Consider the following 23,774-nt stretch of genomic DNA (forward strand, 5'->3'; position numbering starts at 1 on the left):
CGCTGAGCGCAACGATGGTCAGGGCAGTGTCAGCCCGTACGCCGCAAGCACCTCCGAGATCGGCTGGTAGTAGGAGACGCCGCCGGAGGTGCAGTTGCCGCTGCCGCCGGAGAGGATGCCCAGGATGACGCCGGTGGACGCGACGTAGAGCGGCCCGCCGCTGTCACCCGGCTCGGCGCAGATGTTCGTCCGGATCAGGCCGGAGACGGAACCACCGGCGTAGTTGACGGTCTGGTTGAGCCCGGTGACGGTGCCGCACCGCACCCCCGTGGTCACCCCGCTGCGGCAGACCGCCTGACCCACGTACGCGTTGCCGTAGCTGTTGACGGCCAGCAGCCCGGGATAGGTGTAGATCGCGCTCGGGTGAGCGATCCGGCTGGTGTAGCGGATCAGCCCGTAGTCGTTGCCGGGGTAGCTGGTGGCGGTGCGACTGCCGAGCACGGTGGCCTGCGCGCTGTCGGCGTACCAGGTGCTGGCGGCAGCGGTGCAGTGCCCGGCCGTGATCACGTAGTACGTGCTGCCGCTGCGCACGTTGGCGCCCAGCGAGCATCTGCCGCCACCGCCGTAGATGCCCTGCCCGGCGGCGATCAGGGTGCGCAGCGTGCCGGGCTCCCGGCGCAGCAGGGCGCCGGTCCGGTCGGCGACCGCCCGCAGCTTCGCCACCTCGGCGGCGGTCACTGTGTCGTCGACAGTGAGGGTCATCCGGCCGGTGGCCGGGTCGAACCCCCAGGCGGTGCCCGCCGTGCGGACCCGGGCGAGCTGCGCCTCGACGGCGCTGTCGGAACTGGCGACGCGGTCAGAACTGGCACGGTCGGGCACCGCGGCGCGCTCGGGCACCGCGGCGCGCTCGGACACCGCGGCGCGCTCGGACACTGCGGCCTGCGCGGCGCCGGGCGTGACGAGAAGGAGAGCGGTCAGGACGAGGGCGGCGAGCGGGGAGCGGCGCATCCGAACCTCCGAAGAGATCGAGACATATAGATACCTAGAGCATCGCGCGGTGACTGTCGCCGTGGCAACACCAGGCAGACCGGAATCGTCGATCCTCGGACGGGCCGCACCGGCGCCGCCGATAATTTCCCAGGACACGGCGGGAGGCCGGGCATGACCACCGGAGACACCCCGGCGCTGGTACGCGATCAGGACGGGTCGACCCGGGCCACTCTGCTGGAACTGCTCTTCGACGTGGTATTCGTGGCGGCGCTCGCGATGGTGTCGGGGCTGATCACCAAGCACGACGCCTGGCCCGGCGTCGCGTCGGTGTTGCTGATGCTGACAGCGATCTGGTGGACCTGGGCGGTCACCTCCACCACCACCGAGTTCTACGACCCGCAGCAAGCGTTCGCAACGATGCTGCTGCTCTGGCAGATCTACGTCTTCCGGGCCGGGCAACTCCTGGAGGCCGGGCTCAAGGGGCGCCGGGCCACCCGCGTCGCCCCGTACACCCATCTGGTGTTGCTGGTCGGCGTGGTCGGCACGGCGTCCGCCTTCCACCTGGTCGTCGAACACCCGGATGGAACGACGTCAGCGCGGTTGCTGATTTTGATCATCGGCGGGCCGATGCTGTTCGTCCTCGGCCGCGCCCTGTTCGCGCTTGTCGTGGCCGACCACCCGCCGTGGTGGCGGGCGGCGTGGCAACTGCTCCCCCTGCTGGCGCTGCCGTGGGCCGGCGGCTGGCCACCGGTGCTGGTCAGCGCGGTCGTGGCGCTCGCGCTGGCCGGCCACGTCCTGCTTCCCCCTGGGGGACGGGAAACCACGCCGGGGCTGCGGCCGCAAGGGGCCGGCTGACCGCGCAGGTCAGACGAGGTGTCGACCGGCCCACTCGGCGAGGTCCCGGGCACACGCGTCCACCGACTCCTGCCAGGTACGGGCCGCGCCCTCCCCCGCCTCGTCGCTCACCTGCTTGACGAGCCGGCACGGCACACCGGCCTGCGCCGCGGCCCACGCGACCGCGTACCCCTCCATGTCGACCAGGTCGGCGCGCTGCGCCAACCTGTCCCGGGCGGTGTCGTCGGCAACGAACGTGTCGCCGGTGGCCAGTACCGCGCCCTCGGCCGCCAACGCCAGCGGCGCCCCGTAGGTCTCGCCGGTGAGCGCACGCAGCAGGGCCGTGTCCAGGTCGTGCTGGAGCACTGTGGCGATCTCATGGATGCCGGCCAGACCGGGGCGCAGCGCCCCGGCCGTGCCCAGGTTGAGCAGCAGGTTGGGGCGCGGTCCGACGGCAAGCACCGTCGCGACAGCGCTGGCGGCGTTCACCTTGCCGATCCCGGTGAGCAGCACCGGCAGGTCGGGCGGCAGGTAGCGGGCCTCCTCCCCAACGGCGAGCACCACCAGCGGACGATCGGCCCGGACCGTACCCCGAAGATTCACCGGAGCATCGTACGGGCCGCCGCCGCGGGGACAGCCGACCGCCTCGGGGCGCGAACCGGCCGGCGTACAGGCAACGTCCAGCTTCGTCGCATCCCGTGTCCAGCCGGCTGGGGCAGGCTGGTCCGGCGGACCACCGGACCCGCTCTTGGCGACGCCACGACCTTGGCGGTCCGGTCCGCCGACGAAAGAGGTGACGAGGTGTACGACGGGCAGGAGTTCCTCCGCGACAAGCGCTGGTGCCTGAGCAGGCGGGCGCTGCTGACCGGCGCCGGAGCGATCGGCGTGGCCGGAGTGCTGAGCGCCTGCGGCACCGGCGACGACTCCTCGCCCCAGCCGGCTGCCGAACCCGGCGCGGTGCTCGCCGCCACCGGCGACGTGCCGGTCGGCGGCGGCACGCTCGTCGGCGGGGTGCTCGTCGTGCAGCCCGAGGCCGGCACCTTCACGGCGTACGACGCGACATGCCCGCACCAGGGCGCACGCGTCGGCGCTCCCCGCGACGGAGTGATCACCTGCTCCGCGCACAACTCGACGTTCGCCGTCGGCGACGGCGCCCGCCTCGGCGGCCCGGCCACCAGGGGCCTCACCGAAATCCCCATCCGGGTCGACGGCACGAACATCGTCCGCGCCTGACCGTTGTGAGCTGCGCGGTCAGCCGTCGGTGAAGCGGTACAGCACGAAGTCCTTGTCGGCGCCGCAGGCGATCAGCCGGGTGTTCCAGGAGCAGGAGGCGCTGCGGACGTCCCGCAACTCCCCCAACTCGTCGTGCTTGCCTGACCCGGCCCACACGCCGGCAACGCTGCGGTTGTCCGCCACGCTGCTCGGCGCCTCGGCGAAGACCAGCAGGTTGCCCGCGTCCAGTCGAGCTGCCACGCCGGGGCGGTCGCGCAGCGCCAGCGGCTTGCCGGCGGCGTCGTAGAGGGTGACAGTCGGCTTCGGATACTCCCGCTGGGTGAGCACGTGCTCACCCAGCGGCACCAGACCCGTGGTGCCGGGCGCCGACCAGCGGACCGCTGTCTCGCCCTCGGTGGCCGCCACCACCTCGGTGCGCTCAGAGTCGCTGCTCTGCACCTGCACCAGGCACGCCCGCCGTTCGCCGCAGGCCACCAGCCCCTTCGGCCGGTGCTGGTCGTTTCCGGCCCGGTAGAGGACCACCGGGGCGGCGTCGGAGCCCAGGTCGTACGCCAGCAGTTGGAACCCACCCTCGTTGCCGGCCACGTAGAGCCGGTCCTCGTGCGCCACCACCAGGTCGTCGAGGTCGGCGACGTTGCCCCACTCGCGCAGCACGGCGCCGGTGGTCATATCCAGCAGCCGCGCCGAGCGGTCCGCGCCGATCTGCACGAGCCGCCGCCCCTTGCCCGCCCACGGGTCGCGGGGCGAACCGTCGAGGAACGCCGGCCCGCTCGCGGCCTTGTCGCTACCCACCGGCCGGACGGCGGTACGGAACCCGCCGCTCTGGTCGCGGGGGTTCGGCGTGTTCCATTTCTCGCTGCCGTCGCCCATGCGCAGACCGACCAGCTGACCGGCGGTGCGGTCCACAAGCACGGCGATGTCGCCGGAGAGGTGGACGTCGTCGTCGCCTCGAATCGACCGCTGCCAGCGCTGCGTGCCCGACTTGCCGTCGAGGACTGCCACGGCACCAGGAGCGCTACCCGAGCCCTCGGCGAGAACCGCTACCGCCCCCGGGACGGCGACCAGCCCCGTCCACCTGTCGGCGGTGAGGTTCGTCGGTTTGCGCCACAGCTGGTCGCCGGTGCCGGCGTCGACCGCGATCACCTCCAGCCGGTTGTCCGGCAGCGGGTAGCCGAGGTAGGCGCGGTCGTCGAGCACAGTCGTCCACATGGCACGCGGCCGCTCGGTGCCAGCCTGGTGCCTCGCCAGCTCACGCAGTGACCCGAATTCCAGGTCCGGGTAGCGGTCCCGGGTCAGGTAGAGGGTTGCCGCGGTGACCACACCGGCCAGGGCGAGCACAGCGCCGAGCGCCACCCAATGGACCCGACGCCAGGACGACCGCACGGCCGGGGTGGGCGGCGGCGTTCCGGCAGGCCCACCGACAAGGGTCCGGGGCATGCCCGCCGGCCCCGGCACTGTCGGCCCCGCCGCCGGTGGCCACCCCGGCGGCCCGGGCTGCGACGGCACGGTCGGCGCGGTGGGTGCGGGCGACGACGGCATGGTCGGCGCGGGCGACGACGACGGCGGCGGGCCCATCGGCGGCGGCACGGGAGATACCGGCGGGGCGACGGGTGCTCCCGCGTACGCAGGCGTCGGCAACTGTCGACGCAGCGGCAGGTCCGTCAGCGCGCCCTCGGCCACCGGCAGCTCCGGCTGGTCCAGCACCGTCGGCGCCACCCCCAACTCGGCGTGCAGCATGCGGGCCACCAGCGGAATCCGCGACGAGCCGCCGACGAGGAACAGCCCGGCGAGCTGGTCGGGGCTGAGCCCGGCGGCGGCGATGACCTCCCGGGCCCGGTCCACCGCGCGTTGCAGCAGCGGCGTGGCCACCCGCTCGACGTCCGCGCGGGTCAGCTGCACCGCCTCGGGTACCCCGGGCACCGCGACCGGCGCCACTGTGGACCGGGACAGTGTCTCCTTCGCGCCCCGGACCTCGTCCCACAGTCGGACCTGGTCGCGGCGTTGCGCCGGGTCCGACGGCCCGACCAGCCGGGCCCACTGCGCGGCGTGCCGCTCGCCGAGCAGCTCACCGACCCTCCGCAGCAGCGCCGCGTCGAGGTCGAGGCCACCCAGGTCGGGCAGGCCGCCGTCGGCCACCACGCTGAAGCCCGAGTCGCCCCACGGGTCGGCACCCTCGTTGCGCAGCACCGCGACGTCGAGTGTCCCGCCACCGAAGTCGAACACCGCGATGGCACCGCCGACCGGCACCGGCCGGTGCAGCACCTGCGTGTAGTAGCGGGCGGCGGCGACCGGCTCACGCAGCAGTCGGGTGCCCGGCGGCGTCGGCCCGGCGAGGGTGTGCTCGGCGGCCTGCGGCCAGCCGGCCTGCAACAGCGCGTCGGCGAGGACCTGCCGCCGCGTCGCGTCCCAGGCCGCCGGGAAGGTGAGCACCGCCGGGGGCAGGAAGCCCACCGTGTTGACAGCGGCCCGCCCGACGGCAGCCAGCACCGCGGCGAGCAGCTCGGCCGGGCGGTACGAGCGGTCGCCGAGCACCACTGCCGGCTCGTCCACCCGGCGCTTCGGGTTCGGCTCGAACCGGGCCGGGTCGGCCTGCGCCAGCCGTCGAGCGTCCCAGCCAGCGTGCAGAGTGCCGTCCGGGTCGGCGTACACGCCGGACGGGCTGACCGGCTGACCGTCCATCAGCAGTGGCCGGGTCCGCCCGTCCGGCCAGCGCAGCACCGCGACCGTGTTGGAGGTGCCGAGGTCGACGCCGAGGGCGAACCCGTCGTGCTGGCCTGCCATCTGCCCGATACCTCCGCCGCGACGAGGAAACCCAGCCCCGCATGGTACGCAGCCGACGCCGGTGTCCTGATCACACGGTGCGCAGCGCATGTGTCGACCGCCCACGGCCCCGGTCCCGCGATCGAGGGTGATGACTCTGGGACATCAATATGTCTCAGAGTCATCAGGCTTCCAGCGAGGCTGCCGGCCGGGCACCGTGAGGGCTGGGCAGCCCCGGACGGTCAGCCGTCGGTGTCGGTGCAGCGGTCGGAGAGGGCGTAGCGCAGCAGCACCACGTCGCCGATCTGGCGGGTCTCGGCCAGCCGGGCGCGACGACCCGGGTGCCAGGGGAAACGTCCCTCGCCGACGAACCGGGGCGCCCGACCGTCGCCGACGAAGAACGGGGCGACCACCAGGTGCAGCTCGTCGGCGAGACCGGCGGTGAGGAACTGGGCGTGCACGGTGCCGCCGCCCTCCACCATCAGCCGGCGTACGCCTCGGTCGGCCAGGTCGGCAAGGATCCAGGCCGGGTCGACAGGCTCGTTGGCGTCCACCACTGTCGCCAACCGGCCGAGGCGTTCCCGCGCCTTCTCCACCGAGCCGGTGGCGCAGTAGACGAGCCGGGCCGAGTCACCGGCGGTGAAGAACCGGGCGGTCGGGTCGAGGTCGCCCCGGGCGGTAAGCGTCACCTTCGTCGGCGAGGCGGGCCGACCACGCGCCACCCGCTCGGCGCGGCGCGCCGCGGAGCGCACCAGCAGCCGGGGGTCGTCACGGCGGACCGTGGCGGCGCCGACCAGGATCGCGTCACAGGAGGCCCGGACGGCGTCGACACGGTCCAGGTCGTCGTCGTTCGACAGCAGCAGCCGCTGTTCGGAGGCGTCGTCGATGTAGCCGTCGATGGAGGTGGCGCAGCTCAGCAGCACGTACGGCCGCGGTGGCGCCGGCCGGCAGCTCACCGGGAGACGGGCCGGTCAGGGGTCAGGACCGCCTCGGACCCGCCCGCTTCCGCCGCCTCGACCTCGGCCGCCTTCGCCGCCTTCGCCGCCAGGTATTCGGCGTTGGCCGGGGACAGGAAAACGCTCGTGGGGACACGCTCGGTGACCGCCACGCCCAGCCGGGTCAACTGCTCGGCCTTGTCGGGGTTGTTGCTGAGCAGCCGGACACGCGGCACGCCGAGGGTGGCGAGCATCTGCGCGGCCGCGCTGTAATCGCGTTCGTCCTCGCCACGGCCGAGCGCGACGTTTGCCTGGTAGGTGTCCAACCCGGCGTCCTGAAGGGCGTACGCGTCGAGCTTGGCGTACAGGCCGATACCCCTGCCCTCCTGGCGCATGTACAGCAGGAACCCGCCGGTCTCGGCGATCCGCTGCACGGCCTCGCGCAACTGCGGCCCGCAGTCGCAGCGCTGGCTGCCGAACACGTCGCCGGTCAGGCACTCGCTGTGCGGGCGGACCAGCGGCGGCTCACCACCGGCGGCGAGCCGGTCCAGGGCACCGGCCCAGTCACCGACGCCGAGGGCGAGATGTTCCCGGCCGTCGACCAGGCCCTTGAACGAGAACACGCGGACCGTCGTGGCGTAGCCGTCGGGGAACGCCAGAGGCACCGTGACCTGGGTACGGATCGTGGCGACCGGCAGTGCTTCGGGCATGGGACTCCTTTGTCCGGCGTCACCGTCACGCGGCGACGCGTACCGTCTCACCACCTGTTCAACAGCCGTCACTGGTGACGGCTTCCCGTGCGGTGGTGGGCTTGCGGGCACGGCGGGCAAGCAGAACGGCGGCGCCGGGCAGGCTGGCCACCAGGACGAGGGCACCGTAGACGGTGGCGGTCGCGACGCCCTCGGCGGCGCTGAGACCGGCTGCGCCGAACACCCACGCAGCCACCCCCTCGCGCGGGCCGAAGCCGGCGACGTTCAGCGGCAGACCCATGGCGAGCAGGGCCAGCAGGGTAAGCGGCAGCAACCGTGACAGTGGGGCATCCGAGCCGGCGGTACGTGCCGCCACCAGGAACGTCGCCAGGTGGCCGGCGACCATGACGGCGGAGGCGACAAGCACACCGAGCCAGGTCCGCCGGGACAGGAGCCCGGACCGCACGTCAGCGACGGCAGTGCGCAGGCCCCGGGCCCACCGCGAGCCGCCGGTCCGGGGCAGGACCCGGGCCAGCAGCACAGCGGCCAACCCGACGGTCAGCAGCACCGCGGCGGAGACCGGCAGGTACGGCCGTACAGGCGAGGGAAACGCCGCCAGCACCACGAGCGCGACGCCCACAAGCACCACCTGGCCGGCGGCACGTTCCCAGACCACAGCGCGGATGCCCCGGCTCACGTCGCCGGCGTCGCGCCCGTGGCGCACCGCCCGGTGGACGTCGCCGAGCACACCGCCGGGCAGCGTCGCGTTGAGGAACACCGCCCGGTAGCAGTGCGCGACAGCGGTCGCCAGTGGCAGCCGTACCCCGAGCCCACCCGCGACGAGACTCCACCGCCACGCCGCGCAGACCGTCGTGAGAACGCCGATGAGCAGTGCCGCGGTCAGTGCCGGCGCGTCGATAAGCCGTACCCCGGCCAGGAACGGACCGCCGCCCACCTGCCACAGCAGGACGGCGAGCAGACCCACCCCGCCGACCACTCGTGCCCAGGCCCACACCATCGGCGCCGGTCCTTCCTGAAGATCGTCCACTTGCCCTAGTGCACGTACCCAGGGTGTCGACGGTTCATCCGCCCGCGAGGAGATCACAGTGCTCGACAAGCACGTCGAGCCGGCCGGCGGCGGCATCGGCCAGCCGGCGTTCGGCGTACGCCCGCGTCGGGCCGACCAGGTCGGGGCGTTGCTCGCAGGCGGCGCCCAGCCAGCCGCGGAACCACTCGGCGGTCAGGTCGGCCTGCTCCGGGCCGAGCCGCCACGGGCTGGGCCGCTCCCGCACGGCCACGCCCCGCCTGGTGAACGCGGCTGCGGTGGCCGCGGCGGCGTCCGGGCCGAGCAGCCGCCGGCCGTCGACGATACGCCGCTGGTGCTCGTTGAACGCGTCCTGAACGACGGTGTCCAGCGGATCGGTCGGGGTGAACCGGACCCGCCCGGTCACCGAGACCGCGAACAGGGCCGGGCGGCCGACGCAGGCGTCCACCACCCGGTCGACCTCGTCGACGGTCAGCATGTCCAGCAGCGCGGACGCGGTGATCAACGCGCCGTCGGCCAGGTCGGCGGTGGTGAGCCGGGTGAGGTCGCCGCAGCGGGTGTCCACGGTGACCGGTGCGCCGTCGGCGGCGCTCACCCCGGCCATGCCGGCGGCGGCGCGGGCCAGCAGGTCCGGGTCGCGGTCGTGCAGGACCCAGTGCTGCGGGCCGGGCAGCCGGGCGGCCAGCCAGCGGCTCATCGAGCCGGTGCCGCTGCCCAGGTCGTGAATGAGGATCGGGGTGCCGCCGGTCAGCCGGGGCCGGACGGCGTCCAGCAGGTCCTCGGCGCGGGCCGCCGCGTCGGCCGGCTCGCGCAGGCGCAGCCAGTCGGCGAACGGCAGGGTCTCGGCGGTCACTCCGCCACCTCCTCGAGCACTGCGGCCAGGCGCGCGGTGGTCACCGGCCAGTCGGTAAGGGTCTCGCGTCGGGCGAGCGCGGCGTGCCGCAGCCGGGCCCGCAGCGGGCCGTCATCCAGCCACCGCTTCAGCGCGCCGGCCAGCGCGACCGGATCGTCCGTCGGCACCAGCATTCCGGGCCGGGTGCCGTCGGGGGCGTGACCGAGCGCCTCCGGCAGGCCACCGACGTCGGTGCCGAGCACCGGCAGACCGCGCGCCAGCGCCTCGGTGACGACCATGCCGTACGTCTCCCCGCGCGACGGCAGCACCAGCAGGTCTGCGGCGGCGTACGCGGCGTCCAGCGCTGCCGGGGTCAGCGGACCGGCCAGCCGGGCCCGGTCGTCGAGGTCGGCCGCCGCGAGCCGCTCCCGCAGCAGGCGTACCAGGTCGGGCTCCCGGGTCAGCGTGCCGGCGCAGACGAGCGTCCAGCGCCGCCCGGCGATCGTGGTCAGGGCGTCGACGAGCACGTCGTGCCCCTTGTGGTGGGTGACGGCAGCCACGCAGAGCAGCCGGTCACCGGCCGGCGAGCCGGTCGCCACCGGCGCGGGTGTCACCCCCGGCGGGGCGACACGGACCCGGTCGACGGGCAGGCGGTGACGGGTCAGCAGCCGGTGCCGGGTCCACTCGCTTGTGGCGACCACCGCGCGGGCGGCGGCCAGCGCGCGGGCCTCGGCCTCGTCGTCCAGTGGCATGTGCACAAGGACGACCAGGCGCAGCCGTCGGGTGTGCGGGGTGAGCAGGTCCGGCACGGTCGAGGCGATCAGACCGTCGAGCAGCACCACGGCGTCGTCCGGGGTGCCGGCGAGCAGCCGGGCCAGCGCCGTACGGGCGACCGGGTCAGGGTTCGGCCACTCCCCCGGCACCGGGTGCTCGCGCACCGACCAGCCGTGCTCGTCGAGCCCCGCGCAGATCCGCCGGTCGTAGTAGTTGCCGCCGCTTGGCGTGGCCGGGTCGTCGATGTCGCCGGGCAGCACGACGTGCACCACCCGGCGGCGCTCATCAGGGGCTGGTGCGGAGTCGGCGGCGGGCCGGTCGTGCGACGCCGCCCGGCCCGCACCGATCACAGTGACCGCTCGTAGCTGGCCCAGGCGACGTGTGACTCGTGCAGGGTGACGGTGATGCCGGCCAGCGAACGTGCCCCGTCCCCCAGCGCGCCGGCGTGCACCCGGTCGGCCAGCCGGTCGGCGACGGTACGCGCCAACACCTCGGTGGTGGTGTTCACCCCGGCGAACGCCGGCTCGTCGTCGAGGTTGCGGTAGGACAGCTCACCGACCACCTCCCGCAACTGCTCGGTGGCCAGGCCGATGTCGACAACGATGCCGTCGCTGTCCAGGTCGGGCCGGCGGAACGTCGCGTCCACCACGAACGTCGCGCCGTGCAGGCGCTGGGCCGGGCCGAACACCTCGCCCCGGAAACTGTGGGCGATCATCATGTGATCCCGAACGGTAACGCTGAACACTGTCACTCCCCGTCGTCGTAGGTGATGAGATGGCAGAGCGCGGGCAACTCGCCCGTGCTGAGTCGGGCGAGCACGTCGGGCAGCTCCGCGAACCGGGACGCGCCGGTGATCAGCGCGTCGAAGGCCGGGTCGTCGAGCAGGTCCAGGGCCAGGGCCAGCCGGTCGGCGTAGCTGCGGCGACCCCGCCGCGCGGGTGCCACCATGCCGACCTGGCTGCTACGTACGGTGAGCCGTCCGGAGTGGAACGCCCCGCCCAGCGACACCTGCACCGGGCGGTCCCCGTACCAGCTCAGCTCGACCACGGTGCCCTCCGGGGCGAGCAGGTCAAGCGAGCGTTGCAGCCCGGCGGCGGTGGCGCTGGCGTGCACCACCAGGTCCCGGTCGCCGGCCGCGTCGTCGGGGCGGGCGAACCCGACGCCGAGCGCCCCGGCCACCCCGGCCCGGCGGGCGTCGGTGTCGACGAGTTCGACGTGCACCCCGGGGAACCGGGCCAGCAGCGCCGCCACGCAGCAGCCCACCATGCCCGCGCCGATCACCGTGACCCGGTCGCCGACCAGCGGCGCGGCGTCCCACAGCGCGTTCACTGCGGTCTCCACTGTGCCGGCGAGCACCGCGCGGGCCGGCGGCACGTCGTCCGGCACCGGCACCACGGCACTGGCCGGAACGACGTACGCGCTCTGGTGCGGGTGCAGGCAGAAGACGGTACGCCCGAGCAGTTCCGACGGGCCCTGCTCGACAACGCCGACGTTGAGATAGCCGTACTTCACCGGGCCGGGGAAGTCGCCCTCCTGGAACGGGGCGCGCATCGAGGCGTACTGGTCGGGGGGCACCCGGCCGGCGAAGACAAGTGTCTCGGTGCCCCGGCTGACGCCGGAGTAGCGGGCCCGTACCAGCACCTCGTCGGGGCCCGGTTCGGGCAGCGACAGCGGCCGGATCTCCGCCACGCCGGGCTCGCGCACCCAGCAGGCGTACGCTTCGCGGATCACCGTCGCGGACCTCACCTTCGCTCTGGACCGAACCGAACGGCCGTGTTTTCCGTGTTCCCTGTCGGGGTCGTCGATCATAAACACGGAGGTACGGTGCCCACAGTTCGAAGCGGTCCGGTGATCGGGCTCACCGCCCAACTGGTCGTGCTCGCAGTACTCGCCGTCACCGTGGGTCTGACCGGTGCCGGCTGGTTGGCCGGGGTGGGCTACGCGGCGGCCACCTGTCTCGCCCTGAGCCGGGGTCTGCGCCGGGCCGGCGCTTCAGGTCTCGGCCCGGCCGACCGGGTGACGCTTACCCGGGCTGTCCTGGTCGGCGCTGTCACCGCGCTGGTGGTGGACTCGTTCTCCCGCCCCACGCCGGTGGGGCTGCTGGTCACTGTGGCGGCGGTGGCCCTGCTGCTGGACGCGGTGGACGGTCAGGTCGCGCGGCGCACCGGCACGGTGAGCGCGCTGGGTGCCCGCTTCGACATGGAGGTCGACGCGTTCCTCATCCTGGTGCTCAGCGTGTACGTCGCCCCGGCCGCCGGTAGTTGGGTGCTGGCCATCGGTTTGATGCGGTACGTGTTCGTCGCGGCGAGCGCGGTGCTGCCCTGGCTGGGTGGGTCGCTGCCGCCGCGCCTGTGGCGCAAGGTGGTGGCCGCAGCGCAGGGGGTCCTGTTGGCGGTCGCCGCGGCGGAGGTTCTGCCACAGCCGTGGACCACGCTTGTGCTGGTGGCGGCGCTGGCGCTGCTGATCGAGTCGTTCGGCAGGGACGTGGCCTGGCTGTGGCGACGCCGCCCGACGTCCCGCAGTCAGCAGGCGGCACGTCCCCGGTTCGCCCCGGTCGCCGTGGCGCTGGCTCCCGCGCCGGCCGCGCGGCTGGTCGCCGGACGGGCCGGGGCCACGCCACCGGCCCATGCGCCCGGCCACACTCCGGTGGCGCTGCCGCTGACCGACGGGCAGACGCCTGTCATCGTGCCGCCGCTGCTGCCCGTACCCGCGATGGCCACCCTCTCGGGCGCCACGGTCCCCGCACACTGGACGCGATGATGCGCCTTCCCGACCGGCTGCGCCGGCTGACCGGCCCGCAGCGTCCGCGCCCCGCGCGCACCGGCGACGCCTCCCCGCGTACACCCGAAGTGCCGGCCGGATCCGACGGCCGTCGCGGTCGGACGAGGCGGGCGCTCGGCGCGGCGCTCGCGGTTCTGCTTGTGTACGGCGTGCTTGTCGGCCCGGACCGGCTCAGTGAGCTGACTCCCGGCGCGTTCGTCCGTATCCCGCTGGAGGGGCTGCTCCTCGCCGCGCTGCTGCTGGCGTTGCCGGCGCGGCCCCGGCGGGCGGTGGTGGCCGTCGTCGGGCCGGTGCTCGGCCTGCTGGCCGTCGTGAAGCTGGCCGACCTGGGCTTCCGCACGGCCCTCGACCGGCCGTTCGACCTGGTGCTGGACTGGCTGCTGCTCGACGACGCGTTCGGTTTCGTCAGGGACTCGGCCGGTCGGGCCGGCGCCCTCGGCGCGGCGGTCGGCGTCGTGCTGGTGATCGTCGTGCTGCTGCTTGTGGTGACTGTGGCGCTGCGGCGGTTCGCGGCGCTGCTGGTGGGTCACGAGCGGGCGGCGACGCGGGTGGTGGCGGCGCTTACCGTCGCCTGGGTGGCCTGCGCCGTGGTCGGGGTGCGGATCGTGCCCGGCGTGCCGGTGGCCGACGCCGGTGCCACGGCACTCGTCGGCGCGCACGCCGCCCGGGTGGACGACAGGTTGCGCGACAGTGGGCGGTTCACCGCGAAGATCGGCAGCGACCCGTTCCGGGAGGTACCGGGTGAGCAGTTGCTGACCGGGCTGCGCGGCAAGGACGTCATCCTCGCGTTCGTGGAGAGCTACGGGCGTGACGCGGTGGAGAACCCGGCGCTGGCTCCGCAGGTCAACGCGGTGCTTGACGCCGGTACCGAGGCGCTGCGCTCAGCCGGGTACGGCAGCCGCAGCGGCTTTCTCACCTCCCCGACGTTCGGCGGCGGCAGCTGGTTGGCGCACGACACCCTGCTGTCCGGGCTGTGGACGGACAACGAGCAGCGGCACCGCGCCCTGCTGTCCAGCGATCGGCTGACCCTCAACGGCGCGTTCCGTCGGGCCGGCTGGCAGACCGTCGGGGTGCTGCCGGCAGCCACCCAGCCGTGGCCGGAGCAGGGCTTCTTCTCCTACGACCGCTATTACGACGCCGAGGCGCTCGGCTACCGCGGTCCGAATTTCAGTTACGCCCCGATGCCCGACCAGTACACGCTGTCGTTCTTCCAGCGGCAGGTCCGCGCGGGGGCGGACCGTCCGATCATGGCGCAGATCCCGCTGATCTCCAGCCACTCACCGTGGACGGCGGTGCCTCAGATGATCGGCTGGGACCAGGTGGGGGACGGCTCGATCTACCACAATGACGCCGCCGCGGCCGACGACGGCGAGACCGACGACCGGGACACCGGGCGGGCTCGTGCCGGCTACCGGCAGGCCATCGCCTACTCGCTTCAGACGCTGATCTCCTACGTGCAGACGTACGGGGACGACGACCTGGTGCTCGTGTTTCTCGGCGACCACCAGCCCTCCCCTGTGGTGACCGGCGAAGGTGCGAGCCGGGACGTGCCGATCACCATCGTCGCCCGGGATCGGGCCGTGCTGGACCGGGTGGCGGGCTGGGGCTGGCAGGACGGGTTGCGGCCCGGCCCGCAGGCTCCGGTGTGGCCGATGGACACCTTCCGCGACCGCTTCCTGACCACGTTCGGGACGTCGCCGCCGCCGCTCGCCGCGCCGCGCTGACCTGGACCGGACGCCCGGCAGGACTGTCGATGTGCCGTGGGTGCCCCTCCCCGCGCGGGGCGCGGTGTCACAGAATGCGGCGGGTCGGTGTCTGATGCGGAGGCGTCCCGATCGAGGAGACAGGAGCCGCGCGTGACCAGCACGTCGGATGGGCAGTGTCCGGACCCGGCCGTCGAGGCGTTCGTCGACCACCGCAACCTGCTCTTCACTGTGGCGTACGAGATGCTCGGCTCGGCCGCCGACGCCGAGGACGTCCTCCAGGAGACGTGGCTGCGGTGGGCGGACGTCGACCTTTCCACGGTGCGGGACCGGCGCGCCTACCTCGTCCAGATCACCACGCGTCAGTCGCTCAACCGGCTGCGGACCCTCGGTCGGCGCCGGGAGTCCTACGTCGGCTCGTGGCTTCCCGAGCCGCTGCTGACCGCGCCCGACGTCGCCGAGGACGTCGAGTTGGCCGAGAGCGTCTCGATGGCGATGCTGCTGGTGCTGGAGACGCTCGGCCCCACCGAGCGGGCCGTGTTCCTGCTGCGCAAGGTGTTCGACCTTGCCTATGACGAGATCGCCGAAGCCGTCGACAGGAGTCCGGCGGCGGTCCGTCAGATCGCGCACCGGGCGCAGGCACATGTAGCGGCGCGTCGGCCGCGCGGGGTCGTCTCCCGGGCCGAGGCCCGACAGGCGGTCGAGGCGTTCCGCCGGGCGGTCGAGACAGGTGACCTGCAGGGGCTGCTCGACATCCTCGCACCGGACGTCGTGCTGATCGGCGACGGTGGTGGGATCCGGCAGGCGATCCCGCGGCCGATCACCGGAGCCGTCAAGGTGGCCCGCCTGCTGACCGCGAGGCCGGACCTGGTCGCCGACCTGTCGGCGGAGCCGGTCGAGGCCAACGGCTATCCGGCGTTGGTTCTGCGACTCGACGGCGAGATCGACGCGGTCGTCGCGCTGCGCATCGACGACGGGCTCATCACCGAGCTGTACGCCGTGCGCAATCCGGCGAAGCTCTCGCACATGCGGCAGGAGACGGACCTGCGCCGCTGATCAATGGAGCAGCCCTTCCAGACATCTACCTCAAATCCGCAAAAGGCATACAAATCGCCCATTAGGCTCCTCTGGCGCAACGAAGACCCGCGCGTAGCGCGAGGTGATCGCGAGGGTCGGACCGGAGGGGAACCGGTCCGGCCCTCGCGTGTGCGGCCAGCGCCCCGACCCGCGCTACCGCTTCTCGGCGGGGCGGGCGCGGACGTGCAGCCGCTCCCCCTGCGGCCCGAAAAGGATCAGGGCCTCGGCGGCACCCGGGCCGGGATTGAGAATTCGGTGCGGGATCCGGGTGTCGAACTCGGCCACCTCCCCCTCGGTAAGCGTCAGGTCGTTCTCGCCGAGCAGCAGGAGCAACCGGCCGGAGAGCACGTAGAGCCACTCGTAGCCCTCGTGCGACTGCTGGGTCCGCTCCCCGGCTGTGCCTTCCGGCGGGAAGATCACTTTGAACGCCTGAACGCCACCCGGCCGGCGGGTCAGCGGCAGGAACGTGATGCCGTGCCGGACGATCGGCTTGGGGCGTACGCGGGGATCGCCGGCGACCGGGGAGTCCACCAGCTCGTCCAACGGCACCTGGTAGGCCCTGGCCAGCGGGAGCAGCAGCTCCAGGGTGGGCTTGCGATTTCCGGACTCCAGCCGGGACAGGGTGCTCACCGAGATGTCGGTCAGTTCGGCGAGCTGGGTCAGGGTCGTCCCGCGCTGCTGGCGCAGGGCGCGTAGCCGTGGGCCGACAGCAGCCAGCGCCACACTGTCCTCGTTTGCCATAACGGCAAGGATAGTTGCCGTCAGGCCGGTAGCGGCGGATGGTGGAGCTCAGCCGACAAGTAAGGGGAAAATCCGGTGAGCGAGACATATGACGTGGTGGTGGTGGGCGGCGGCGCCGCGGGGCTCAGCGGCGCGCTGTCGCTGAGCCGGGCGCGACGGTCGGTGCTGGTGATCGACGCGGGTGAGCCGCGCAACGCGCCGGCCGACCACATCCACAACTACCTGGGACGCGAGGGCACGCCGCCGGCCGAGCTGATCGCGGCCGGAAGCGCCGAGGTGGCCAGCTACGGCGGGCAGTTCCGCGCTGGACGGGTGGCGGCCGTCACCCGGGACGACGACGGGTTCCTGCTCCACCTCGACGGTGACGGCAGGGTGCGTGCCCGCCGGCTGCTGGTGGCCACCGGGCTTGTCGACGAACTGCCCGACGTGCCCGGTGTGGCGCAGCGGTGGGGCCGTGACGTGCTGCACTGCCCGTACTGCCACGGCTGGGAGGTCCAGGACCGGCGGATCGGTGTGCTGGCGACCGGGCCGATGGCCGTGCACCAGGCCGAGATGTGGCGACAGTGGAGCGACCAGGTGCTGCTCCTGCTGCACGACGCGCCGGCACCCGACGAGGAGGCTGCCGAACGACTCGCCGCCCGGGGCATCGCCGTGGTGCCGGGGCCGGTCGCCGCGCTGGAGGTGACCGGCGACGCGCTCACCGGCGTACGCCTCGCCGACGGCCGGGTCGTCGCGCTGGACGCGGTAGTGGTCGCGCCCCGCACCGTCGCCCGCGCCGAGCCACTGGTCGAGCTGGGCCTGGCCCCCGAGGAGGTCACGGTCGGCGGGCATGTGATCGGCACCCAGATCCCGGCCGACGACGTCGGGGCGACGACGGTGCCGGGCGTGTGGGTCGCCGGCAACGTGGCCGACTTCCGAGGCCAGGTGATCACGTCCGCGGCGGCGGGCCTGATGGCCGGCGCGGCGATCAACGCGGACCTGATCGCCGAGGACACCCGTGACGCCGTCGCCGCGTACCGGCAGGTTGTCGCCACCGCCTTCGAAGAGCCGGCGTGGGAGGAGCGTTACCAGTCCAAGCCGGCGGTGTGGAGCGGCCGACCCAACCCGCAACTGGTCACCGAGGCCGCCGAGCTGACCCCCGGTCGGGCGCTTGACGTGGGCAGCGGGGAGGGCGCCGACGCGGTGTGGCTGGCCGAGCGGGGTTGGCAGGTGACGGCGGTCGACATCTCGACCACCGCCCTGACCCGGGCGGCCGAGCACGCCGAGGCCGTCGGCGTCGCGGACCGGATCGAGTTCACGCACGCCGACCTGCGCGAGAAGCCGCCGGCCGAGCAGGCGTACGACCTGGTGTCGGCGCAGTTCATGCACCTGCCCCCGGAGCCCCGGCAGGAGCTGTTCACCCGGCTCGCCGCCGCGGTGGCCCCCGGTGGCGTCCTGCTGATCGTCGGGCACCACCCGTCGGACCTGTGGACGCCGGGGCACCGCATGCACATGCCGGACATGATGTACACCGCCGAGGAGGTGGCAGCCGGGCTGGACCCGGCCGAGTGGGACGTCCGCACCGCCGAGGCCCGGCGTCGCCCCGGGCCGGAGCCGGACGTCACCTTCCACGACGCGGTCCTCGTGGCCCGCCGCCGCTGACCCATCCACCGAGGACGGGCAGCTTCGGAAACAGGGATCGGGGCAGGTCTTCGCACGGGGCGCGTACGGCGGTAGCGTTGCGCCACACTCGCGGCCGGGCCGGCGGTGCGCCGCCGGCCCGGCGCCCTTGATCGTACGGAGGATGGTGCATGTCCATCGGCGCTGAGCCGCTCGCAGCACGCGACGACGCGGCCTCTCGGCCGAGCTTCGAACTCGCCCTGCGCGGCTACGACAAACGCCAGGTCGACCGGCACCTGGAGCAGCTCGATGGTCAGATCGCGATGCTCAGCGGCGAGCACGGGCGATCCGCCGTGCGGGTCCGCGAACTGACCGCCGAGGTGCAGCGGCTGCGTGCCGAACTGGCCGAAGTGCACGAGCAGCCGGTGCAGGTGGACCGCGCCTCGTTCCAGGATCTGGGCCCGATGGTCGGTGAGATCCTGACCCTCGCCGAGAAGCAGGCCGCTCTCATCACCGAATCGGCCACCGACCGGGCGAACGAGCTGCGCACCGAGGCGGAGCGGATCCTCATCGACACCCGCGAACGGGCCGCGCAGGCACGCCAGGACCTGTCCGAGGAGGTGGCCGCGCGGCGCGCCGAGCAGGAGCAGGCGTACGAGGAGCGGCGCAGCGTCGCCGAGGCGGAGCTGACCACGATCCGGGAACGCGCGGAGCAACTGCGCGCCGACGGTGAGGCCGCGTACGAACGTGCGCAGCACGAGGCGAAGCGCATCACCGAACAGAGCGCGCAGCAACTCAACCAGACGCGGGTGGCCGCCGACGCCCTGATGAAGTCGGCGCGTACGCAGATCCAGCAGGAGATCCAGTCCGCTCGGGCCAAGAACCAGCAGGAGATGGCCCAGTGGCAGGCCGGTGTGGAACGTGAGGTCGCCGAACGGCGCAGCGCTGCCGAGCAGGAGATCGCCGAGCTGAAGGCCGCCGCCCAGGAGGAACTGGCCGAGCAGCGCAGCTCGACCGAGCAACAGATCGCGTCGCTGCTGGCCGAGGCGCAGCAGCATGTGACCGAGCTGCGTAACCGCGCCGACGAGCAGGCCGCCAGCCACCGGGAGCAGCTCGCGGCGCTCCAGCAGGAGATCGAGGAACGCCAGCGGGAGTCGACCCAGCTGCACACCGAACTGGAGACCGCCGAGCAGCAACTCGCCGAGATCCGTGTCGAGGGCGAGACCCTGGAGAACGAGCTGTCCCGCATGCAGCAGCGGCTCGTCGAGGTGCGCCGGGACCTCACCGCCGAGGCGGCCCGGTTGGACGAGGCCCGCCGGGCCGGCGACTCCGCCGAGCGGCACGCCAAGGAGGTCCGCGCCCGGGTGCAGCGGGAGGCGAAGCGGGTGGCCGACCTGGCCGCCGCCGCAGTGATGGCCGCCGCTGCCGGCGGCACGGAGACCGCTGAGTACCCGATGGTCGGCGCCCGTCCCCACGCTGACCGGCCGGTTGCCGGTCAGCCGCTTGTCGAGCGGCTGGTTCCCGACCGTCCCTCGGTTGACCGGCCGGTGGTCGACCGCAACGGTGTCGACGTCGCCGACGGGTCGCACACCGACGGGGCAGGCGACGACCGGGCGCTGGCTGACCAGACCGGCGACGACCAGGATCGGAACGACCAGGATCGGAACGAGCAGCCCGCCGACTACCAGGAGCGGCCCGACGGGTCCGGTGGCGAGCGGGCGGACACGCCGACCGTCGAGGCGGCGTCGTCAACCGACCGTGCGCTCTCTGCCGAGGAGTCCGGTGGCGACGCCGACCGCTTCCCGGCCCGGCCCGACGCCGACCCGGTGCCGGTGCCGTTCCTGCCCTTCGGGCAGCCGGTGAGCGAGAACGGCGCCGGCCGGCACTGACCTCGACGACCGGCCGGCCCGGCTCACGCGGCGAATCGCGCGGAGTCGGGCCGCCGGCCACGTCGAGGCTGACGGTGGCTGTTCTAGCCGGCGTAGAGCAGCAGCAGACCGGCGACGGTGTAGGCGACCATCAGCGCCAGCAGTGGGAGTTGACCGGCCACCGCGCGGGCCCGGGGAAACAGGTACAGGGCTCGGTCGTGGGCGAGCAGCGTGCCGAGCAGGTGCCCGAGGATGATGACGGTGATCTGGAGACTTGCCACTCCGGACGGTGTGACAAGCCCGGTGTGCGGTTGCCAGCCCGCGGTGCCAAGCCAGTTCGCGCCGGTGTCCAGGGGGTCTGAGAGCAGCGCGACGGTGCGCTGGCCTTCGAGGATCAGCAGCGAGTAGTAGTGCGCCACCACGTACCCCACAGCGATCGGCACTATCGAGTGGGCGATCTCCCCGGGCGCCCGCCGGACCGACCCCGCACCCTCGGTCGAGACCGCGCCGTCAGTCGGGACCATGCCGCCGGGCTGACCGGTTTGCCCGATGCGGGCGGCGGCGGTCACGGCGGCGAGGTACGCGACGGCGACGACGCCGATGACCACGACCAGCCCGGCGGTGCCGGTGACCGCCGGAGGCAGGCCGTTCTCCTGGGAGAAACGCAGCCAGGCCGGGGCGTTGGAAAGACTGTCGAACATTGTCGAGCCGAGCAGCACGATCACCACGGCGACCAGCCCGGGGCGGGGCCGAAGCCCGGCGATGCCGTCCAGCGGATTGCGCCACACCAGCACGCCGTCGGCGGCCCGGCCGATCGGGGCGAGCCGGCCGACCAGCGCGCTGTAGACCTCGAACGGGTCGGCCCGGTCGAACCAACCCGCGCCGAACAGGGCCGCTCCGGCGAGCATGAGCACGGCGTACCCGGCGAGCCACGCGCCGATGACCGGCAGTGTGGCCCGGTCCGGGGCGACCAGTTCCAGCCAGACGAAGCCGAGCAGGGTGCCGGCGGCGGGCCACAGGCCCAGGCCGGGCGGCAGTTCGCGGATGCCACGCTCGGGGTCCCGCCGCACGGCAAGCGCGACGAGCAGGTGGACCGTACGCAACGGGTTGACAGCTCGCCAGACCGGGCCGAACAGCAGCGAGACGGGCACCAGACCGACCCAGAGCAGCACGTAGAGCGCGCCGGCGCTCGGGTTGTCGGCCGTGTCCGGCCCGGCGAGCAGGCCCACGCAGAACCAGGCGGCGGCGAGCAGCCCCAGCCCGCGCAGCACCACCCGGAACGCGGGTGCGTCGACGAGGCGGGTCAGCCAACCCGGCACCGGCCGGCCGCCGATCGCGTCCCGGTCCAGGCGGGGCTCGCGCCAGAGCACGCCCAGCGCGACGAACGTGACGACAAGCGTCAGGGCTGCGGCGACGACGAGCTGCCCCAGCGTGATGGGCAGGTCCTGACGGCCGCCGACGCCGTGCGCCAGCAGCGTGGGAGCGCCGCCCACCCTGCTCAGCGCACGACGAGCTGGAACAGCACCAGCTCGCTGTCGTGCGTCTCCACCTCGAACAGGCCGGTCTTGTCGGCGCGGAACTCCACCGAGCCCGCAACGCCGGCCGGCAGTCGGGCGCCCAGGTCGTACCCGTGCACGTGCAGTTCGTCGTCGACGTCCGAGGTGACGGTGATCCGGACCGACTCGCCCTTGCCCACCGTTACCCGGCCGGTCGGCGGGTCGACCCGCCGCTTGGCGATGGTCACGGTGATCTCCCGGTCGACAGCTGGTGTGCTGGGGCTGGCGCTGGGAGTGGGGCTGCCCGCCGCCGTCGGGGTGGTTGTCGGTGCGGCGGCGGACGTCGGTGCCGCCGAAGGTGCGGCCACTGACGGGTCGTCGTCGTCCTGCCCGCAACCCGTGACGAGCAGCGCGGTGAGCAGGCCGGTGGCGAGGAGTGCGGGAAGGCGGGAACCGGGTGCGCGAACCAACACGGGCGGACTCCGAACGACGCTGGGGACGGGGTGGAGATGATCGTCGGGAGGTGAACTCTACGTCTTGTTCGGCACCGGGGAAATGACATGATGAACGAATGCGATCGAGGCCCGCCACTTTCTGCCACGTCCTGAGCCGCGCCTCGGCGGCGCTGGTCGCGATGCTTGTGGCGACGCTGCTGTGGCCCGCCTCCGCGGCTTCCGCCCACGGCCAGTTGGCCACCTCCACCCCGTTGACCGGCACCGTGGTCCGGGAGCCGCTGGCCCAGCTCGGGTTGTACTTCACCGAGAAGCCTGCCGACAACGCCCACTTCACCGTCACCGGCCCGAACGGCACGCGGGTGGACAACGGCTGGTCGAACGGCGAGCCGAAGCGCCTGGACAAGCCGGTCCAGGAGTACTTCATGGTCGACGGCGTCTTCGAACCGCGGCTCTACCACACGGGCTTTCCGGCAATGGTGGCTGTCGCGCACTGGCCGGCGAAAGGTAAGTACACGGCGAGTTACCTCTCGGTCGCCTCGGACGGCGAGGCGGTGCGGGGCGCCGTGACGTTCGACTACCAGGGTCCGAGCACGGCGCCGCCGGCCGGCTGGACACCCCCGACCGACGAACCGGCCCCCGCCCTGCTCGCACAGCTCGAAGGTCATTCGTCGGCGTCCGCCGTGCCGGCCGCGACCGCCGCCGCTGCCACAGCGGCGGCGCAACCGGAGGCGTCCGAGCCGGACGGCGGGCTTGCGCCCTGGCTGGTGCCCGCCGCTGTCGTGGTGGCCGTCGGCGCGATCATCGTCGTGGCAGCCCGCCGCAAGCCGGCGTCACCTCGACCCGGCGCAGACCGCCCGCGCGCGGCGACGAAGCGCACGCCGTCGCGGTCCGGCAGCGCGCCCCGACAGCGCCCGGGTGGGAGCCGCAAGCCGGCCCGCGGCGGCCGCCCCCGGGGCTGAACAGCCCGCGTCCCGCACCGTCACCCAACGGACGAAGCGGGCTGCCGACCGCCGGATGACATGATGTGCCGACAACAGCTCTCGCAACGAGGAAGGTGCTGCTGTCTCATGGCGCACTTCGAGGCCGACCGGCGGGAGACCCGCACCGCGGCCGAGCAGTCCGCACCCCCGATCGTCGACAGCATGACGTACGAGATGGCGACCGACCTGCGGGCGTTGCGCTCGTTCGTCCACGCCGAGGCGCTGGCGCGAGGGCTGTCGCCGCAGCGGGTGGAGCTGCTGACGCTTGCGGTGAGCGAGTTGGCAACGAACACGTTGCAGCACACGACCGGTGGGGGCCGGGTGCGGCTCTGGGCAGAGGAGGGCCACCTGTTCTGCGACGTGGTCGACCAGGGGCCGGTACGAACGTTCGGTCGGGGCATGCCGGCCGCCGACGCGGTACGGGGCCGAGGGCTTGCCATCGTCGAGCAGGTCTGCGACGAGGTGGCCGTGCTCAGCGACCCCGACGGAACAGTGGTACGGATCCGGCTGGGCATCTGAGCCGGCCGAGGGGCGGCACGCGTACGACAAGAGGTGCGGGTTCGGCGGCGATGCGTCCGCGTACGGGCCGCGCCGGCTGCCACAATGCGGTCAGCCCGGACGGCGGCGCCGGGACGGAGACCCGGAGGACTGCAGCATGCCGGACAGCGAACGCGAGGCGGAACTGCTCGACGCCGAGCGCACACTGCAGGCCGCGCAACGGGCCGGCGACGTCGCCGCCCTGGATCAGCTGCTCATGGACCAGCTGATCGCTGTGGGTCCCGACGGTAGCCAGTACACCAAGTCGGAGGACCTGGCCACGCACCGGGACCGCACCTCGGTCATCGAGGAGCTGGTCGAGGAGAGGCTGGATCTGCTCGTCGTCGGGTCGACCGGTGTGACGTTCTTCCTCGGCCGGGTGGCCGGGGCGCTCGACGGTGAGCCGTTCGCGGCGCGTCTGCGCTACACCCGGACGTGGGTCCACGACGACCCGCACGGTTGGCGCGTTCTCGCCGCCCACATCGGCATCGTCTGACCCGGCCGG

At 73.3% G+C, this 23,774-nt stretch carries 23 protein-coding genes; 10 read left to right on the top strand and 13 right to left on the bottom strand.

Annotated features, from left to right (window positions below):
- Positions 1 to 18: 18 nt before the first annotated feature.
- Positions 19 to 948, bottom strand: coding sequence for a S1 family peptidase (locus tag ACPXB1_RS11870; protein ID WP_355589023.1), 930 nt, complete (start codon positions 946 to 948; stop codon positions 19 to 21).
- Positions 949 to 1,101: 153 nt separating this feature from the next.
- Here ACPXB1_RS11870 and ACPXB1_RS11875 point away from each other — a divergent pair, with 153 nt between their 5' ends.
- A complete protein-coding gene (locus tag ACPXB1_RS11875) occupies positions 1,102 to 1,785 on the top strand; it encodes a low temperature requirement protein A (protein ID WP_355589021.1) in 684 nt (227 codons plus the stop codon).
- A gap of 9 nt (positions 1,786 to 1,794) precedes the next feature.
- On the opposite strand, the gene ACPXB1_RS11880 is transcribed toward ACPXB1_RS11875, so the two are convergent.
- Positions 1,795 to 2,367: a nucleosidase gene (locus tag ACPXB1_RS11880; protein ID WP_425735217.1), complete on the bottom strand. Its 573-nt coding sequence runs from the start codon at positions 2,365 to 2,367 to the stop codon at positions 1,795 to 1,797.
- Between the two features lie 198 nt (positions 2,368 to 2,565).
- Here ACPXB1_RS11880 and ACPXB1_RS11885 point away from each other — a divergent pair, with 198 nt between their 5' ends.
- Positions 2,566 to 2,997, top strand: a complete 432-nt coding sequence (locus ACPXB1_RS11885; protein WP_425735218.1) for a Rieske (2Fe-2S) protein — start codon at positions 2,566 to 2,568, stop codon at positions 2,995 to 2,997.
- 18 nt (positions 2,998 to 3,015) lie between these two features.
- Here ACPXB1_RS11885 and ACPXB1_RS11890 read toward each other — a convergent pair whose 3' ends face one another.
- From ACPXB1_RS11890 to ACPXB1_RS11925, 8 genes are all read right to left on the bottom strand, one after another.
- The gene (locus ACPXB1_RS11890; RefSeq protein WP_425735219.1) at positions 3,016 to 5,778 is read right to left on the bottom strand and encodes an Hsp70 family protein; all 2,763 of its coding nucleotides are present in this window, start codon (positions 5,776 to 5,778) and stop codon (positions 3,016 to 3,018) included.
- Positions 5,779 to 5,999: 221 nt separating this feature from the next.
- Positions 6,000 to 6,713 carry a RibD family protein gene (locus tag ACPXB1_RS11895; RefSeq protein ID WP_425735220.1) on the bottom strand — a complete coding sequence of 238 codons (714 nt, stop codon included), beginning with the start codon at positions 6,711 to 6,713 and terminating at the stop codon, positions 6,000 to 6,002.
- Positions 6,710 to 7,402, bottom strand: coding sequence for a GTP cyclohydrolase II (locus ACPXB1_RS11900; protein ID WP_425735221.1), 693 nt, complete (start codon positions 7,400 to 7,402; stop codon positions 6,710 to 6,712). Before ACPXB1_RS11900 ends, ACPXB1_RS11895 begins: the two co-directional genes overlap by 4 nt.
- A 58-nt stretch (positions 7,403 to 7,460) precedes the next feature.
- Positions 7,461 to 8,399 carry a lysylphosphatidylglycerol synthase transmembrane domain-containing protein gene (locus tag ACPXB1_RS11905; RefSeq protein ID WP_355589424.1) on the bottom strand — a complete coding sequence of 313 codons (939 nt, stop codon included), beginning with the start codon at positions 8,397 to 8,399 and terminating at the stop codon, positions 7,461 to 7,463.
- 64 nt (positions 8,400 to 8,463) lie between these two features.
- Complete coding sequence (locus ACPXB1_RS11910) at positions 8,464 to 9,279, bottom strand: class I SAM-dependent methyltransferase (RefSeq protein ID WP_425735222.1); 816 nt, start codon at positions 9,277 to 9,279, stop codon at positions 8,464 to 8,466.
- Positions 9,276 to 10,301 (bottom strand): glycosyltransferase family 4 protein, encoded by a 1,026-nt coding sequence (locus ACPXB1_RS11915; RefSeq protein ID WP_355589422.1) that lies wholly within the window; start codon positions 10,299 to 10,301, stop codon positions 9,276 to 9,278. The genes ACPXB1_RS11910 and ACPXB1_RS11915 overlap by 4 nt, the downstream gene beginning before the upstream one ends.
- A gap of 77 nt (positions 10,302 to 10,378) precedes the next feature.
- Complete coding sequence (locus tag ACPXB1_RS11920) at positions 10,379 to 10,777, bottom strand: 6-pyruvoyl trahydropterin synthase family protein (RefSeq protein ID WP_425735223.1); 399 nt, start codon at positions 10,775 to 10,777, stop codon at positions 10,379 to 10,381.
- A gap of 2 nt (positions 10,778 to 10,779) precedes the next feature.
- Entirely contained in the window at positions 10,780 to 11,763 is a 984-nt protein-coding gene (locus ACPXB1_RS11925; RefSeq protein WP_355632894.1) for a zinc-dependent alcohol dehydrogenase, read from the bottom strand.
- 93 nt (positions 11,764 to 11,856) lie between these two features.
- Between ACPXB1_RS11925 and ACPXB1_RS11930 the strand changes: the two genes are divergently transcribed.
- The 3 genes from ACPXB1_RS11930 (at position 11,857) to ACPXB1_RS11940 (ending at position 15,572) form a co-directional block, all read left to right on the top strand.
- On the top strand, positions 11,857 to 12,792 hold the full coding sequence (locus tag ACPXB1_RS11930; protein ID WP_425735224.1) for a CDP-alcohol phosphatidyltransferase family protein: 936 nt from the start codon (positions 11,857 to 11,859) through the stop codon (positions 12,790 to 12,792).
- Complete coding sequence (locus ACPXB1_RS11935; RefSeq protein ID WP_425735299.1) at positions 12,792 to 14,537, top strand: sulfatase-like hydrolase/transferase; 1,746 nt, start codon at positions 12,792 to 12,794, stop codon at positions 14,535 to 14,537. The genes ACPXB1_RS11930 and ACPXB1_RS11935 overlap by 1 nt, the downstream gene beginning before the upstream one ends.
- A 132-nt stretch (positions 14,538 to 14,669) precedes the next feature.
- Positions 14,670 to 15,572: an RNA polymerase sigma-70 factor gene (locus tag ACPXB1_RS11940; RefSeq protein ID WP_425735225.1), complete on the top strand. Its 903-nt coding sequence runs from the start codon at positions 14,670 to 14,672 to the stop codon at positions 15,570 to 15,572.
- Positions 15,573 to 15,746: 174 nt separating this feature from the next.
- On the opposite strand, the gene ACPXB1_RS11945 is transcribed toward ACPXB1_RS11940, so the two are convergent.
- Positions 15,747 to 16,334, bottom strand: a complete 588-nt coding sequence (locus tag ACPXB1_RS11945) for a helix-turn-helix domain-containing protein (protein WP_355589001.1) — start codon at positions 16,332 to 16,334, stop codon at positions 15,747 to 15,749.
- 75 nt (positions 16,335 to 16,409) lie between these two features.
- Between ACPXB1_RS11945 and ACPXB1_RS11950 the strand changes: the two genes are divergently transcribed.
- Together ACPXB1_RS11950 and ACPXB1_RS11955 are read left to right on the top strand one after the other, a co-directional pair.
- Positions 16,410 to 17,975, top strand: a complete 1,566-nt coding sequence (locus ACPXB1_RS11950) for an FAD-dependent oxidoreductase (RefSeq protein ID WP_425735226.1) — start codon at positions 16,410 to 16,412, stop codon at positions 17,973 to 17,975.
- Positions 17,976 to 18,124: 149 nt separating this feature from the next.
- Positions 18,125 to 19,822, top strand: coding sequence for a hypothetical protein (locus ACPXB1_RS11955; protein WP_425735227.1), 1,698 nt, complete (start codon positions 18,125 to 18,127; stop codon positions 19,820 to 19,822).
- 83 nt (positions 19,823 to 19,905) lie between these two features.
- On the opposite strand, the gene ACPXB1_RS11960 is transcribed toward ACPXB1_RS11955, so the two are convergent.
- The gene (locus tag ACPXB1_RS11960) at positions 19,906 to 21,294 is read right to left on the bottom strand and encodes a hypothetical protein (protein ID WP_355588995.1); all 1,389 of its coding nucleotides are present in this window, start codon (positions 21,292 to 21,294) and stop codon (positions 19,906 to 19,908) included.
- Between the two features lie 5 nt (positions 21,295 to 21,299).
- Positions 21,300 to 21,770 (bottom strand): hypothetical protein, encoded by a 471-nt coding sequence (locus tag ACPXB1_RS11965; RefSeq protein ID WP_355588993.1) that lies wholly within the window; start codon positions 21,768 to 21,770, stop codon positions 21,300 to 21,302.
- A 98-nt stretch (positions 21,771 to 21,868) separates the two neighbouring features.
- Between ACPXB1_RS11965 and ACPXB1_RS11970 the strand changes: the two genes are divergently transcribed.
- The 3 genes from ACPXB1_RS11970 to ACPXB1_RS11980 all read left to right on the top strand — a co-directional run bounded on the left by ACPXB1_RS11970 (position 21,869) and on the right by ACPXB1_RS11980 (position 23,765).
- Positions 21,869 to 22,711, top strand: a complete 843-nt coding sequence (locus ACPXB1_RS11970) for a copper resistance CopC family protein (protein WP_425735228.1) — start codon at positions 21,869 to 21,871, stop codon at positions 22,709 to 22,711.
- A gap of 108 nt (positions 22,712 to 22,819) precedes the next feature.
- Positions 22,820 to 23,251 carry an ATP-binding protein gene (locus ACPXB1_RS11975; RefSeq protein ID WP_355632906.1) on the top strand — a complete coding sequence of 144 codons (432 nt, stop codon included), beginning with the start codon at positions 22,820 to 22,822 and terminating at the stop codon, positions 23,249 to 23,251.
- A 136-nt stretch (positions 23,252 to 23,387) separates the two neighbouring features.
- A complete protein-coding gene (locus ACPXB1_RS11980) occupies positions 23,388 to 23,765 on the top strand; it encodes a nuclear transport factor 2 family protein (protein ID WP_355632909.1) in 378 nt (125 codons plus the stop codon).
- Positions 23,766 to 23,774 lie beyond the last annotated feature (9 nt).

This window comes from Micromonospora sp. DT68 (genome assembly GCF_049847245.1).
GTDB lineage: Bacteria > Actinomycetota > Actinomycetes > Mycobacteriales > Micromonosporaceae > Micromonospora > Micromonospora profundi.